The organism is Kiloniella litopenaei (assembly GCF_000982415.1).
Taxonomy (GTDB): Bacteria; Pseudomonadota; Alphaproteobacteria; order Kiloniellales; family Kiloniellaceae; genus Kiloniella; species Kiloniella litopenaei.
In genome coordinates this window covers 45,472-60,169 of sequence record NZ_LANI01000017.1, presented here as the reverse complement: position 1 = coordinate 60,169, position 14,698 = coordinate 45,472, and the positions used below count along the sequence as shown (strand labels likewise).

Annotated in this window: 10 protein-coding genes; 5 read left to right on the top strand and 5 right to left on the bottom strand. The window is 45.2% G+C overall.

Translation table 11 applies throughout. The annotated features are described in order from the left end of the window. Positions 1 to 9 precede the first annotated feature (9 nt). The 5 genes from WH95_RS11235 to WH95_RS11215 all read right to left on the bottom strand — a co-directional run bounded on the left by WH95_RS11235 (position 10) and on the right by WH95_RS11215 (position 7,203). On the bottom strand, positions 10 to 2,430 hold the full coding sequence (locus tag WH95_RS11235; protein WP_046507050.1) for a GcvT family protein: 2,421 nt from the start codon (positions 2,428 to 2,430) through the stop codon (positions 10 to 12). A 5-nt stretch (positions 2,431 to 2,435) separates the two neighbouring features. Continuing rightward, positions 2,436 to 3,743 carry an NAD(P)/FAD-dependent oxidoreductase gene (locus tag WH95_RS11230; RefSeq protein ID WP_046507047.1) on the bottom strand — a complete coding sequence of 436 codons (1,308 nt, stop codon included), beginning with the start codon at positions 3,741 to 3,743 and terminating at the stop codon, positions 2,436 to 2,438. 108 nt (positions 3,744 to 3,851) lie between these two features. Then, positions 3,852 to 5,393 carry a trimethylamine methyltransferase family protein gene (locus tag WH95_RS11225; RefSeq protein ID WP_046507045.1) on the bottom strand — a complete coding sequence of 514 codons (1,542 nt, stop codon included), beginning with the start codon at positions 5,391 to 5,393 and terminating at the stop codon, positions 3,852 to 3,854. A gap of 54 nt (positions 5,394 to 5,447) precedes the next feature. Beyond that, the gene (locus WH95_RS11220; RefSeq protein WP_052741965.1) at positions 5,448 to 6,245 is read right to left on the bottom strand and encodes a phosphate/phosphite/phosphonate ABC transporter substrate-binding protein; all 798 of its coding nucleotides are present in this window, start codon (positions 6,243 to 6,245) and stop codon (positions 5,448 to 5,450) included. A gap of 10 nt (positions 6,246 to 6,255) precedes the next feature. After that, positions 6,256 to 7,203, bottom strand: coding sequence for a fatty acid desaturase (locus WH95_RS11215; protein ID WP_052741964.1), 948 nt, complete (start codon positions 7,201 to 7,203; stop codon positions 6,256 to 6,258). A gap of 128 nt (positions 7,204 to 7,331) precedes the next feature. Between WH95_RS11215 and WH95_RS11210 the strand changes: the two genes are divergently transcribed. The 5 genes from WH95_RS11210 (at position 7,332) to WH95_RS11190 (ending at position 14,662) form a co-directional block, all read left to right on the top strand. Next, positions 7,332 to 8,207 carry a helix-turn-helix domain-containing protein gene (locus WH95_RS11210; RefSeq protein ID WP_204247774.1) on the top strand — a complete coding sequence of 292 codons (876 nt, stop codon included), beginning with the start codon at positions 7,332 to 7,334 and terminating at the stop codon, positions 8,205 to 8,207. Positions 8,208 to 8,595: 388 nt separating this feature from the next. Continuing rightward, positions 8,596 to 10,248 carry an ABC transporter substrate-binding protein gene (locus tag WH95_RS11205; RefSeq protein ID WP_046507042.1) on the top strand — a complete coding sequence of 551 codons (1,653 nt, stop codon included), beginning with the start codon at positions 8,596 to 8,598 and terminating at the stop codon, positions 10,246 to 10,248. A 94-nt stretch (positions 10,249 to 10,342) separates the two neighbouring features. Beyond that, positions 10,343 to 11,380, top strand: coding sequence for an ABC transporter permease (locus WH95_RS11200; RefSeq protein ID WP_113772015.1), 1,038 nt, complete (start codon positions 10,343 to 10,345; stop codon positions 11,378 to 11,380). 10 nt (positions 11,381 to 11,390) lie between these two features. Beyond that, positions 11,391 to 12,542, top strand: coding sequence for an ABC transporter permease (locus tag WH95_RS11195; RefSeq protein WP_046507041.1), 1,152 nt, complete (start codon positions 11,391 to 11,393; stop codon positions 12,540 to 12,542). Positions 12,543 to 12,559: 17 nt separating this feature from the next. Then, positions 12,560 to 14,662, top strand: coding sequence for a dipeptide ABC transporter ATP-binding protein (locus WH95_RS11190; RefSeq protein WP_046507038.1), 2,103 nt, complete (start codon positions 12,560 to 12,562; stop codon positions 14,660 to 14,662). The last annotated feature ends 36 nt before the right edge of the window (positions 14,663 to 14,698 follow it).

Genomic DNA, 14,698 nt, shown 5'->3' with positions numbered 1-14,698 from the left:
CTGATGATGCTATCCAATCATTCTTTCTGCTTTGGGATCAAAGAGGGTTTCGGTAAACATTCTGGCCTTGAGCATTACCCCAAGAACTTCAATTTCCACCTCAAGACCATCATTCGCGATCTCGGTTGGTAAAAATCCATAGGCTACTGATTTCTGGCAATAGTGAGCATAACCACCCGATGTCACAAAGCCAACCACTTTGCCGTCGTGCCAGATGGGTTCATCCCCCCACACATCAGCATCTATAGCCTCGACAACAAAGGTGCAAAGCTTTCGACTAGCGCCCTCTTCTTTTTCTTTCACTGCTGCAGCTTTACCAATAAAGTCAGCTTTTTTATTGTACGCGGTAAAACGATCCATACCTGTCTCGACAGGCATATAGTCCGGGCGGAACTCTCGTCCCCAGGACCCAAAAGACTTTTCCAACCGCAAAGACATCATAGCGCGCATACCAAAAGGCTTTAAGCCTAAATCCTGACCAGCATCAAAGAGAGTATTATAGAGAGCAACCTGCTGTTCGATCGGTACATAAATCTCATACCCCAGGTCACCCGTATAGGAAACCCTCTGAACCAAAGCACGACAGGTGCCTATATCCGTCTCTTTGACATCCAGAAATTTGAAATTTTCCGCTGACACATCTTCGAAGGCAACACGACTGAGTAATTCGCGGGCATTAGGCCCGGCTATCTGAAAGCCTATGCGTTTGGTTGAAATATTCTCGATTGTAACAGAACCATCTGATGGCAGATTGCTTTCGAACCATCGCATATGTGCGGCCTGCATTCCAAAAGATGCTGTCACCATAAACTCATGATCATTCAAACAAGATACAGTAAAGTCACCAATCAGCTTGCCTTTGTGGCTCAACATAGGATTAAGCGCCAACCGCCCGGGTTTTGGAATACGACCAGCCATGATGACATCCAGCCAATCTCTCGCCCCCTTCCCTGTAATGCGGTACTTCCCAAAATTATGGACCTCGTTAATTCCGACAGCTTCGCGAACTGCACGACATTCAGCAGCAACCGCATCAAAAGCATTACTTCGTCGGAAACTTGGCGTTTCTTCTAGCGGTTCGCCTTCTAGGGCAAAATAGTTCACGGCCTCCATACCATACGCCGCGCCAAACACCGCGCGCTGTTCTTTCCATATGTTATAAGCCGGGGTTGTTTGATGGGAGCGTGCTACGGGCAATTCTTCGTTCGGGTATGAAACAGAAAAGCGCCGTTGATAGTTTTCTTTCACCTTTGCTCGTGTATATCCCGGGGTGATCCAGTCCCCAAAACGAGCAACATCCATGGCAAAGACATCCCGTGACGGTTCGCCGTCAATCATCCATTCTGCGAGGGTTAGTCCCACTCCGCCACCTTGTGAAAATCCGGCCATGACACCACAGGCTGACCAATAGTTTTTAAGACCCGGCACAGGGCCAACAAGGGGATTTCCATCAGGTGCGAAAGTAAAGGGCCCATTGATAACCGTTTTAACGCCTACCCGTTCCAAAACAGGAAACCGCCTGAAAGCAAATTCCAATGAGTCACCAATACGGTCCAGATTGTTATTTAAAAGCTCATGACCAAAATCCATCGGTGTTCCGCGTTCAGCCCACGCGTCGCAAGCTTGCTCGTAAAACCCGATGCAAAGCCCCCTTCCTTCCTGCCTGAGATAACTTTCCCCTTCCGGGTCCATGACATGGGGTAATTCGCGATCCAGCTCATAAACCTCGGGGGCATCTTCTGTAACCAGATACTGATGCTCCATGGGGTGAAGCGGCATATAAACGCCGGCCATTTCACCAACTTCACGCGCCCACAGCCCACCTGCATTGACGATATGCTCGGCAATAATCGTACCTTCTTTCGTAACCACTTCCCAAGAACCATCAGCCCGGGGATTGAGCTCAAGCACGGGATTACGCAAAACAATCTCTGCGCCGGCCATCTTCGCCGCTTTAGCATAAGCGTGTGTAGTTCCTGAAGGGTCAAGATGACCATCGAGTGGATCATATAGTGCGCCGATAACACCCTCTATATTGGTAATCGGTGATAACTTCTTGATCTCTTCGGGGCCAACAATCTCGGTATCCAGCCCCATATAGCGATGTTTTGCACGCTCGGCCTTGAGAAAGTCCATACGTTCCGGTGTTGAGGCCAGGGTAACACCACCAACATGATGCAGACCACAGGACATCCCGGTGATTTCTTCCAGTTCTTTGTAAAGCCGGATCGTATAACCTTGCAGTGCAGCCATATTCGTGTCTGCATTTAAAGTATGAAAACCACCAGCAGCATGCCATGTTGAACCAGATGTAAGCTCTGACCTTTCAATCAACATAACATCATCCCACCCAAGCTTGGTCAGGTGATAAAGAACGGAACAACCAACGACACCACCGCCTATGACGGCTACACGAGTATGAGACTTCATAGGACCTATCCGATTACAGAGAAACTTGAGTTTTGATTGATTTCACGATTACGGGAAAAAACACCAAGTGAAATGGTTTTGTCGATATTTTCCAGATGAAATTGCAATGGTGTCGCATCATGGTCATGGCCGTTCTCACATGCTTCTACAATTGCCGTCATCATCTTCCCGGCGACAGGCGCGTTCTTGTATTGGTTACCACTGGTGCCCACCGCCATATAAAAACCGGGCAAACTGCTTTTATCATAAATCGGCATCCAGTCTTCCGTTACATCATAGAGGGCAACGACGCCTTTGGTTTTAGAAGGTATACCAAGTTCAGGAAAGCGTTGCGCCATACGCATGACCAGAACTTTCCACTGTTCAGAAAAGTTTTCATCGTAATTATCAGGATCATCCACCCATTCTTTTTCATCACAGGCGGGATCTTCGGACCCAATCAATATGTTATTCCCTGTTTCGGGGCGGCAATAGGTATGGATATCACTATCGGAATAAACCATTCCCTCTTTTTCAAAATTAAATCCTGTCGGCGATGGTACATGGGCGACTTCATGACGAAGAGCCCGTGTACTCATTTTCATATCGTTACACACACCTGCCATTTCATTGATTTTCGATGAATGCGGGCCAGTAACATTAATGACAACAGGTGCGCTAATCTCAGTACCATCAGCTAATTTAACGCCACTTACCCGACCATTTTTTTTCAGTATCTCACTGACTTCAGCTTTAAACAAAAATTCTGCCCCGTGAGCTTCAGCAGCTCGTTGCGCATTATGGGCCGAAAGTTTGGGATCATTTACATAACCGCCGCGTGGAAAAAACACCGCACCTTCGACAGCTGGCCCCGTTGGCAGTCCAAATTCAGGATCTTCCGGGCGTCGAGCAGGTTCAAATTGTTGTGTATCAACGATCGGCAAGTATTTTTTGATATCAGATGTGGGAATATCTTTATAGGGGCACCCAATTTCATCCATCGTTGCACAAACTTTATTAAGCGAATGATTGTGGGGCGTTTTAATAACAAGACATCCGGTTTCTTTATACTCGATCATACCATGATCATCCTGAACACCCATATATTCGTTCCAGTTTTTCCAGTAATGCCAACCTTCGTAAGCAAGCGCACAGGTTTCCAAAGCAGAATAATAAGTGCGAATAATCGCACAAGAACCTGATGTTGAGCCATATCCAGATTCAGGTAACTTATCGATGGATAGGGTTTTCCACCCCTTTTTGGCCATTTCAAAGGCTGTACAGGCCCCAATGACACCTGCACCAATGATGATTGCGTCGTATGATTTACTCATTCTTCTCTTCGTCCCTGTTGTTTCCCGGTATCTGGGGTTCTTCCAGATCCATGAAATTTGTTCTTAGTTATTGATTAATATTGCTTATATCCGACATGATTTTCCAAACTAGAAGTCTCCAGACACACCGCCCTCAGCGGTTCTACGTGCCACAAAATCAGCTATTTCATCTTTTTTACTGATATCGAGATCGGGTTGCTGGTAATCATTGATAATGTTTTTATAAATTGAGTGTGCTCGCTCTGTTGCTGTCTTTGACCCATTTTCTTCCCAGTTTTCGAAATTATTCCAATCGGATAAAATCGGCGAATAAAATGCTGTTTCATAACGCTTGAGTGTATGTGGCGTACCAAAGAAATGCCCCCCTGGCCCCACATCTTTAACAGCATCCAGCCCTAAGCTACTTTCTGTTATTTCAGGTGGTTGCAGGAATTTTGTCATCATTTGCAGCATCTCTGCATCAATGATTACCTTCTCGAAAGAGGCGCATAACCCACCTTCGATCCATCCAGCCCCATGCATCAACATGTTGGCCTGTCCCATAATCGCAGACCATATGGACATCTGGCTTTCATAGGTAGCTTGGGCATCGACACAGTTAGAAGCATTGGCATTGGATGATCGGTAGGGAACACCGATACGCCGTGCTAACTGCCCACCAATCATTGCTGCCTGTGCATTTTCCGGTGTCCCAAACGCGGGTGATCCACTTTTCATATCTACATTTGAAGTAAAACCACCATAAGCAACAGGACACCCCGGGGCAACCAACTGTAATAGTGTCATTCCAGCCAATGCTTCGGCATGTTGCTGAGCCAAAGCCCCGGCAACGGTAATCGGTGCCATGGCACCTGATAGTGTAAAGGGTGTAATGACACATAGTTGATTATGGCGCGCCATTTCCATCGCACCATCAATCATCACCCCGTCCAGACGAAGCGGAGAAGACGTATTGATAATCGTAAACAATCGGGTCTTTTGCTTGAAGTCATCCCAGCTCTTACAGCCATGCGCTATGCGAGTGATTTCCAAGGCATCCGTTATACGTTCCTTCCCCAAAGCGTAAGCGTGGTAAACCTTGTCCGTAAGCAAAGCCATATCCGCAATACATTCGAGGTGCCGTATACGCGGCAGGATATCAACTGGCTCTACTGGATATCCTGCAACAAAATGTACAATATTCAAAGACTGACACAGCTTTAGAAGATTACGATAATCTTCCTGATTTCCTGGGCGTCGTCCCCGTTCTATGTCACTAACGTTGGGTGCTGATGCAACAGACCCAAAAGAAATATGTCCAGGGGATAAATTTAAATTATGAGCTGGATTGCGCGCATGCAGAATAACATCCGAAGGTGCATGCGACATCGCTTCTTTAATCAAATCGCGATCAATAAAAACCCGGTCACTTCCGACCTCTGTTTTTGCCCCGGCTTTATGGAAAATTTCTTTTGCTTCGGCATGCAGAATATCAATACCGACTTCCTCGAGAATACGATAAGCCGTATCACAGATGGCATCAATTTGCCCCTCGTCCAGGATCTCGATCGGTTGGTAAGGTGTCCGTACCTGTGACCAAGCTAACTGCTGAAATGCAGATGAAGCAACTTGCGGCCTTTTATTCCTTTTACGTCCAGATCTTTGCATCATGACCGCACCTCCCAATACAGTATAAATACCCTATAAAAACAAACGTGATCGCTCTTAAATGCCGCGCACCATATCAAAGGTACGCCTGACAATATTTAATCGCGTTTCTATCACGTCATAATCCCGCTCTTTTAAAGGGGAAAAACCGATGAGAAGTAAGGCTTCTCGGGTTTCTTCACGAAGGGCAACCATTGCATCAACCACCGCCATATGAAGTTTATCAATCTCTTTTCGAGAGCGTCGTGCAGTAATAAAGGGAAGCGTTGGTGTCGGCTCGCTTGTGGCTATAACGCGAAGTTTTTTTGCTGCGGGCTCATGACGTAGAGCCAATTCCCAACTCAGCGCGTCAATAGCTGCAAAGTCTGCACGACCAGTTGCCACATCCTGTATAGATTTACGGTGGCTGCCGGTTTCAAAAGAAGAGCTGAAATCCTCTGCATTTCCAATGGAACATAATGTATACAAAAGTGCCGCATAACCGGATTGGGACCCTTTGTCATTATAAGCAAAGGTCAACCCCTTTAACTCATCCAATGTATCTATCGACGCATCTTGATGAACGACAATGACGCTGAAATAGGAACCTGCTCCACAGTTTATGCCATAAGCAGGTGTTCCAACTAAAAACACCTTATCTTTCAGTTGCGTTTTATAAGGCAATCCACAGGTTTGGGATAGAAGCAAATTATCATCTAGCCACTGATCCATAGGCGAGATTGCCCTATTTAGGGCAGCGGGAGCACTAAACCCCTGATCAGAAAAACTTGTGCGAAGTTCTTTATAAAATTGATCGTTATAAGTCTGAACTTCTGGCCAATCATACATGGGAAGAGAGACAATAGTTTTATCCATCTCACAACCCTTAGTTTACACTTGCTGTTTCAGCAGTCGCTTTAACTTCCGATGGAGCTTTTTTAGCTATTGGTCTTTTGGGTGTAAAAGGATAAGCAACAGGCTCTTTCTGCGAAAAACTAAAACGTTTGAATATTTCAGCGTAATTTTTAAAGCTGTAACCTCTGTTCATATCCAAAAAGCGCTGTCGGTTTTTTTGAAAAATACCAGGTAGTTTATACCATGCAACTGTTGGGTAAGCATGATGAACAACGTGTAGGTTATTGTTCAGAAATAAAAAACTGAAAAAACCTGTATCTTCCACAATAACCGTTCTTGCGCGCATCGACTCATGAGCCTGATGTTCCAGAAATGTACGCACCATCAACAAAGAATAGGCAAAATAGCTACAGATAAGATAAGCCCAGACAGGCATATCGCTTACCAACGAAACAAAAGTTATAACCGATGCAGACATCACAAAATGCATCAGCCAAATTAAAAGGGTTTTCTTGTCACCATTATTAAGCTCGTATAAAGCAAAACCAATAACACTCAGGGTCGGGCCGATTAGCATCCGACCAAACAGAGTATTATTAAAATTGAAAATCCTTTTTACCCACTCAGGGCGGTTTTCCCAAATTTCCAAATCCTGATAACCGCTTTCAGGATCTTCGTAAGGATCACTAATACTTGCATTTTGATGGTGCTTGATATGCGTTTCCTTAAATCGCAGATAGGGAACCAATAGTCCTACCGGGATGATAACAATGGCATCATTCAATTTTTCAGATTCAAATGGATGTCCATGAATACATTCATGCTGCAAAGAGGAATGCAAAGTTATCAAAGGAATGATTATAAGTATTTGTATGATCAAAGGTACGTCAAAAGGGTTGAGAAGCACTAACCCCAAAAAAGAATAGCAGAATACAATTAACAATACTGTCCGCCATTCGGCACGATCACGCAACAACACTTTAAACCTCCGTTATTTAACTTAATAACGATGTGGCAAAAAAAGACTATCGACAATAATACAATTCAATCATTATAATAATAATCAGATACCAATCGTTCATTTTGTAACTAAAAGTGGATAATGCTGTGAATTCACAACAATCTGATTTAAATAGTTCTGATAAACGGGATGTGGCTCATATTTTCCGTGAACGTATGGCGCTGTTGATTTCGCAGAGTGGCAATAACTTAAGCCAGTTCTCCAAATCTATCGGCATAGATCGCTCTGCCCTTAGCCAATTTCTAGCTCCAGATTCAACAAGACTGCCCCGGGCAGAAACATTGTGCGCAATTTCAAGAGCTTGTGGAGTTTCTCTCGACTGGTTGATGGGCTTAATCGCAAATGATGGACATAATGATGAAATCGTACCATCAATTGAAATTATGCAAATGAACGAAGAAGAAGCCACGCGTAAGCTAGAAGAATGGCACAGAGAGGCTATTGGCTATAAAATCAGGTACGTACCGAACACCTTGCCTGATTTGATGCGCATTGATGAAGTCAGTGAATTTGAATTTAAATACAACCACCTATTTATTCGGAAAGCACAAGATCAACAAGCCAAACAACATCTTAATAAAACCGAAAAACCAGATACAGATATGGAAGTCTGCATACCCATGCAAACACTTGAACTTTTTGCTAAAGGTGAAGGTGTCTGGAAAGAACTATCACGAGATGTCCGACAAAAGCAGTTAGAACACATGTTAAAACTTGTCGGCGAATTCTATCCTACTTTCAGACTTTTTTTCTTTGATCAACAGGCCGTGTATTCGGCCCCCTACACCTTGTTTGGCCCCTTACGCGCGGCGGTCTATCTTGGTAATATGTACCTACTTGTAAATTCTGTAGATCACATAAAAGCCCTGACGCAACATTTTGACAGGTTAATACGCCTTGCTACCGTCGGCCCCGATCGGGCTGAAGAGCAAATTCAAAATTATTTAAATCAAGTAAAATAATCTATTACTCTTTATTCAAATCGCGACATACGTTATTGTCGTTATAGGGCAACATAATGTCGCAAAAAGTCACGGCTTTGAGATCTTAAGCTATATGAAAAATAGTGGGGTAATTATAAAAACAGTCCAAGCCCCCGTCAGGGATAGTGTTGAAGTATTAAACATGAACAAAGCAGTAATCAAAAAGCCAAAAACTTTTACATGACTTTTGTGTACACAAAATGACAACAAATAATCAATTCACACAACTGTTGTTTATGCACAAATTTCCATTAATTCGATTGTTTTTGATCTCAAAAATTTGACAATAACTACGATACAATAAACACTTAAAAGCGACATACATAAAACAAGTAAATAAAAAACATACAACCGGGAGGCACTATAAATGAAATTTTTTAAGCGCAATGGCTCACCGATGCCATCTCATACAGTAGAAATGGCCGAAGAAGCAAAATCCGGCAATATGGATCGGCGTGAATTTCTTGCTATTGCAAGCGTTTTTGGCGCAACAGCAGCAACAGCTTATGGTATGTTGGGAATGGCTGCGCCTTCTGAAGCTATCGCAGCAGAGGGTAAAAAAGGCGGCATACTAAAAGTATCAACCAGTGTGCGTGAGCTCAAGGACCCTCGGACTTTTGACTGGTCAGAAATGGGTAACCTTGCCCGCCAATTTCTGGAACCACTTGTCCGCTATAACCGTGATTTTACGTTTGAAGGCCGCCTTCTCGAAGGTTGGGAAATTAACGACGATGCGACAGTATACAACCTGAAAGTTCGCAAAGGCGTTAAATGGAATAATGGCGACGACTTTAACGCCGATGATGTCATTTTCAATATGACACGCTGGTGTGACAAAGCTGTAGAAGGTAACTCTATGGCCGGTCGTATGGCTTCACTGATCGACGAAAAAACAGGCAAGGCCATAGAAGGTGCTATTGAAAAAATTGATGACTATACCGTCCGTCTAAACTTACCAAAATCCGATATTACGATCATTCCAGGTATGAGTGATTATCCCGCGCTTATCGTACACCGCGATTACGAAAAAATGGGAAGCGATCTGCCGTCTAACCCAATTGGCACAGGTCCGTTTGAGCTGGAATCATACGAAGTTGGTACCTCTGCATCTGTTAAACGCCGGACCAATGGAAAATGGTGGGACGGTGACGTCTATCTGGATGGCGTTGAATTCATTGACTATGGTACTGATCCATCCGCTGAAGTTGCTGCTTTTGAATCAGGTGAGATACACACAAACTATCAGACAACTGCCGACTTCATTGAAATTATGGATAGTCTGGGTCTAACAAGATCAGAAGTTGTCACATCTGCAACTGTTGTCCTTAGAACCAATGCAACCCACAAGCCATATGACGATCAACGTGTACGTAGAGCCTTGCAAATGGCAGTGGACAATGAAACCGTACTTCAACTTGGATATGGTGGTGCAGGTACAGTTGCCGAAAACCACCATGTGGCCCCTCTTCACCCGGAATATTACGAACTGCCCAAACAAGAACGTGATATTGAGGCTGCACAGAAGCTCATGGCAGAAGCTGGCCAAAGTGATTATGAGCACGAACTAATCTCTATTGATGATGATTATCGTAAAAATACGGCCGACGCAGTCGCTGCTCAAATTCGCGAAGCAGGCTTTAAAGTAAAACGTACCGTTCTACCGGGGTCAACATTCTGGAATGACTGGACAAAGTATCCTTTCTCTATCACCAACTGGAATATGCGTCCGCTGGGTGTTCAAATCATGGCACTCGCCTATAGATCTGGCGAAGCTTGGAACGAAACAGCCCATAGTAACCCTGATTTCGACGCAAAAATGGAACAGGCTCTTGCGATTGCAGATGCAGACAAACGCCGGGATATCATGAAAGACCTTGAACAGATCTTACAAGATTCTGGCCATATCATTCAGCCTTACTGGCGTTATCTATTTAACCATTCAACGCATAACGTCCGTAATCACGGCATGCACCCGCTTTTCGAGTTCCATTTCGAAAAAGTTTGGCTCGAAGACGCATAGTTGTTTTGTTGGAACAATCACAGGAGCTTCGGTTCCGAAACTCCTGTGATTTACCCTAAAGCAATAAATTTAGCGTCTGACCAACGGGGCCGATATGTTCACATTTTTCTTAAAACGCTTGGGCGTCATGGCTTTGACCATGCTATGCCTGACGATTGTTGTCTTTTCACTGGTCAATCTGGATCCAAATCTTCGCAAGCTTTCTATTTCCCAAACGAATATGAGGGCAACAGACGTCGAAATTGAATCCTGGCTGGTTAACAACGGTTACAGAGATCCCTTTATTGAACGCTATGGATCTTGGCTAGGGCTCTGGCCCAGACAACCAAACATCGATGAAAAGACAGGGGAAGCCGTTTCGCGCTTTAAGTATTGTGATGATCCCACAGTTCCGACCTTTTCAGGTGTTCTGCAAGGGGACTTCGGATGTTCCACCAAGTTCAAGAAAAAAGTTTCAGACAAACTGGTCCCGGCCCTGCAAGCAACTGGCTGGCTGATGTTTTGGGTTATGGCTGTCATGATCCCTTCGGCCCTATTAATCGGCATTTTGGCCGGAATGCGTGAAGGATCGCGAATGGACCGTAGCTTATCTATTGTGTCCATTACATCAACTGCAACGCCTGAATATGTATCAGGCATATTTTTCACTGTAATTTTTGCATCCTGGCTCGGATGGCTAAACGGGTCAGCAGCAACAGCAACATCCAAGGGAATTACCTTCTACAATTTTGCCCTTCCCGTCATGACAATGGCCATTTACGGTATGGGCTATATTGCACGAATGACACGTGCATCTATGGTAGAAGTAATGACGGCACAGTATATTCGCACAGCCCGCCTCAAAGGTATGGGCTTTTACGCCGTCATCATCAAACACGCCCTGCGCAATGCGCTTATCGCCCCCTTTACCGTTATCATGCTTCAATTTCCATGGCTGCTGACTGGTGTTGTGATTGTTGAAATCATGTTCAGGTATCAGGGCTTTGGTTTTACCCTCGTCCAGGCCGCAGGGAATAATGATATAGATCTCTTGTTGGCCTGCTCACTTGTTTCTGTGGTTGTGGTGTTGGTTACCCAACTCATATCAGATGTAGGTTATGCCTATCTCAACCCTCGAATTCGTGTGAAATAAGGGGGCTGACATGGAATTCTTATCAACATTCGATATTATTACGACAACACTTATCCAGTTATGGCCAACATGGCTTGCGCTTATCATATTGGTCGCCGCAAGTTTTGCCTTTCAAAATCAACTCGGTCTATACGGCAGGTTATTTGACAGTGGCGTTGGTATCGTCGGCGTTCTCATTGTCGCATTTTGGATTTTCACGGCGATTTTTGCAGATATCATTGCTCCCTTTGATCCGCTTGATCAAATCGTTGTTATGAAAAACAAACTCCCCGGTGCAATAGAACCGGGAAGTGGTGAAGCCTTTCTGTTTGGCGGGGACAAGCTTGCACGAGATGTATTCAGTCGTGTTGTTTATGGCAGCCAGATTGTTCTGATTATTGCCCCTGCCGCAACAATTTTTGCTCTGATGGTTGGAATATCCCTCGGGCTACCTGCGGGATATTACGGCGGAAAGACTGATACGGTTCTTTCATTCCTTGCCAACTTGGTTCTCGCCTTCCCGGTTATATTGCTCTTCTATCTTTTGGTTACACCGGGAATTACAGAGACACCAATTCCTTACGCGATGGCAGGGTTGTTCTTTCTTTTTCCCATCGTCTTTTTTGTGGCCCTGTTCTACTCACGGTACAAAAAACGAACCGAAGTCCTATGGATACAACTGGCAATTACCTTGATCCTGGGCGGTTGGATCTATGCCGGACTTGTGTTCGATGCTGACCCGCTTGGCATCATTTCCATTGATCCGAACGAGCTGAATATTTTTGTCGCCGTCGTTTTTGCCACCAGTCCCGCAGTATTCAGAATTGTACGTGGTCTGGTTATGGATATCAAAACCCGTGACTATATCGCAGCAGCTCAAACAAGAGGCGAAACGCCGTGGTACATCATGCTTTGGGAAATTCTCCCTAATGCGCGGGGTCCTTTGATTGTCGATGCCTGCCTACGTATTGGTTATACAACTATTCTTCTGGGCACGTTAGGCTATTTCGGATTGGGTATGGCGCCTGAAAGTCCCGATTGGGGGACCGCGATCAAAGAAGGCTCGCGCCTGCTTCGCCTGTATGTACACCCCGCACTCTTTCCTGCTGCGGCTCTGATGTCATTTGTTCTTGGCTTGAACCTATTGGCTGATTCACTCCGTGAAGAGTCCCTGAAAGACTAGAGGAAGGATTAAGGCAAATGACAATGACCGAAGACACACCAATTCTTGAAATTAACAATCTTTCTATATCCTTCTTTGTCCGCACAGGTGAAATTCCGGCTGTTATGGATTTCTCTTGCAAAGTAATGCCCGGCGAAGCCATGGGACTGGTCGGTGAATCTGGTTGTGGAAAATCCACTGTCGCCCTGGGCATCATGCGGGATCTATCCAATATCGGAAAGATTACCGAGGGGACAATTAAGTTCATGGGCAAGGACATGGGGGAAATGTCCGAGGCCGAATTACAAGACATTCGCGGATCAAAGATCTCGATGGTTTATCAAGAACCAATGGCCAGCTTGAACCCCGCCATGAAAATCGGAAAACAGCTTATGGAAGTTCCGATTATTCATGAAAAAGTTTCCAAGGATGCTGCCTACGCACGTTCCTTGGAAATGCTAGAAGCTGTTAAACTCCCCGATCCGGAACGCATGATGCGCTCTTACCCGCATCAATTATCTGGTGGACAACAGCAACGCATCGTCATTGCCATGGCTTTGCTTTCAAAGCCAAAGTTACTTCTTCTTGATGAACCTACGACAGCTTTGGATGTCACCGTAGAAGCTGGTATCATTGATTTGGTCAAAGATCTGGGAAAACGGTTTGGGACCTCCATCCTCTTTATTTCTCATAATCTTGGACTGATTTTGGAGACCTGTGATCGCATCACAATTATGTATTCAGGTGAGGCCGTCGAAAGCGGCACCGTAGACGACGTCTTTGATCGTATGCAGCACCCCTATACCCAGGGACTTTTCCGATCAATTCCCTTGCCCGGTGCAGATAAAAATACCCACCCTCTTGTGGCTATTCCCGGACAATTACCATTACCGAACCAACGTCCGCGCGGTTGTAATTTCGGACCACGCTGTCATCACTATGTCGAAGAAGTTTGTAATGCAGGCCATATTAGTATGATGCCTGTTGCAAATGAAGAAGGACATACAAGCCGTTGCTTGCGTTTTCAGGAAATTGACTGGACGGCGTTACCGGAAAACTTACAACAGCATGAAGCCATTCAACCCGGTCGTGAAGTTCTCAAGGTTGAAAACCTGAAAAAACACTATCATGTCGCTGCGAACGCCATATTTGGCGGGTCAGATACCCGCACAGTGAAAGCAAATGAAGCCTTGTCCTTTACGGCCAGAGAGTCAGAGACAACTGCAATTGTGGGTGAATCAGGTTGCGGTAAATCAACTCTTGCCAAGGTTCTTCTCGGTCTGGAAACCGCTACAGACGGTACGGTCACTATGGATGGCCTGAATATAGAAGCCGTTGAAGTGGATAATCGCACACCTGAAACCATTGCCTCTCTTCAAATGGTATTCCAAAACCCGTTCGATACCCTCAACCCAAGTCATTCAGTCGGATCACAAATTATCCGAACCCTTGAAAAGTTTAATATTGGAGCGAACCAGAAAGAACGTGAGAGCCGAATGCTTGAACTACTTGATCTGGTTAAACTTCCAAGAGCTTTTGCATCACGTATGCCTCGACAACTTTCTGGTGGTCAAAAACAGCGTATCGGTGTCGCCCGTTGTTTTGCCGGGCATCCTAAAATTGTTGTTGCTGATGAACCTGTTTCCGCACTGGATGTTTCTGTACAGGCCGCGGTTACAGAACTTCTGATGGACATACAACGCGAAGCCAAGACAACGATGTTGTTTATTTCGCACGACCTTTCTGTCGTAAGATACATCGCAGACCGTGTGATCGTTATGTATTTGGGCCATATTGTCGAACAAGGAACAACAGACCAGATCTTTGCGCCCCCCTATCATCCTTACACAGAGGCCCTGCTATCGGCGATCCCAATCGCGGACACATCGGTCGAGAAAAAACACATTGTTCTTGATGGCGATATTCCTTCGGCCATGAGCCCGCCGTCTGGTTGCCCGTTCCACACTCGGTGCCCGCATGTTTCAGAAGTTCCCGGAGATCTTTGCGCTAAAGAAGTCCCCGAAATCAAAAACCTGAGTGGCGGGCATCAAATAAAATGTCATCTCGCCAATGATATTCTCGAGCGCATGGAGCCCGTCATCAGTTTTGATAAAAAGGAAAATGACCATACGGCAGCCTAATGCCTTGGAGACGAATGAAAGGCAGACAAGCGATGG

What these genes read in the sequence shown, in the direction of transcription:
- WH95_RS11205 (WP_046507042.1), top strand. Translation starts at nt 8,596, where the DNA reads ATGAAATTTTTTAAGCGCAATGGCTCACCGATGCCATCTCATACAGTA.
- WH95_RS11220 (WP_052741965.1), bottom strand. Translation starts at nt 6,245, where the DNA reads ATGGATAAAACTATTGTCTCTCTTCCCATGTATGATTGGCCAGAAGTT.
- WH95_RS11200 (WP_113772015.1), top strand. Translation starts at nt 10,343, where the DNA reads ATGTTCACATTTTTCTTAAAACGCTTGGGCGTCATGGCTTTGACCATG.
- WH95_RS11230 (WP_046507047.1), bottom strand. Translation starts at nt 3,743, where the DNA reads ATGAGTAAATCATACGACGCAATCATCATTGGTGCAGGTGTCATTGGG.
- WH95_RS11225 (WP_046507045.1), bottom strand. Translation starts at nt 5,393, where the DNA reads ATGATGCAAAGATCTGGACGTAAAAGGAATAAAAGGCCGCAAGTTGCT.
- WH95_RS11235 (WP_046507050.1), bottom strand. Translation starts at nt 2,430, where the DNA reads ATGAAGTCTCATACTCGTGTAGCCGTCATAGGCGGTGGTGTCGTTGGT.
- WH95_RS11190 (WP_046507038.1), top strand. Translation starts at nt 12,560, where the DNA reads ATGACAATGACCGAAGACACACCAATTCTTGAAATTAACAATCTTTCT.
- WH95_RS11195 (WP_046507041.1), top strand. Translation starts at nt 11,391, where the DNA reads ATGGAATTCTTATCAACATTCGATATTATTACGACAACACTTATCCAG.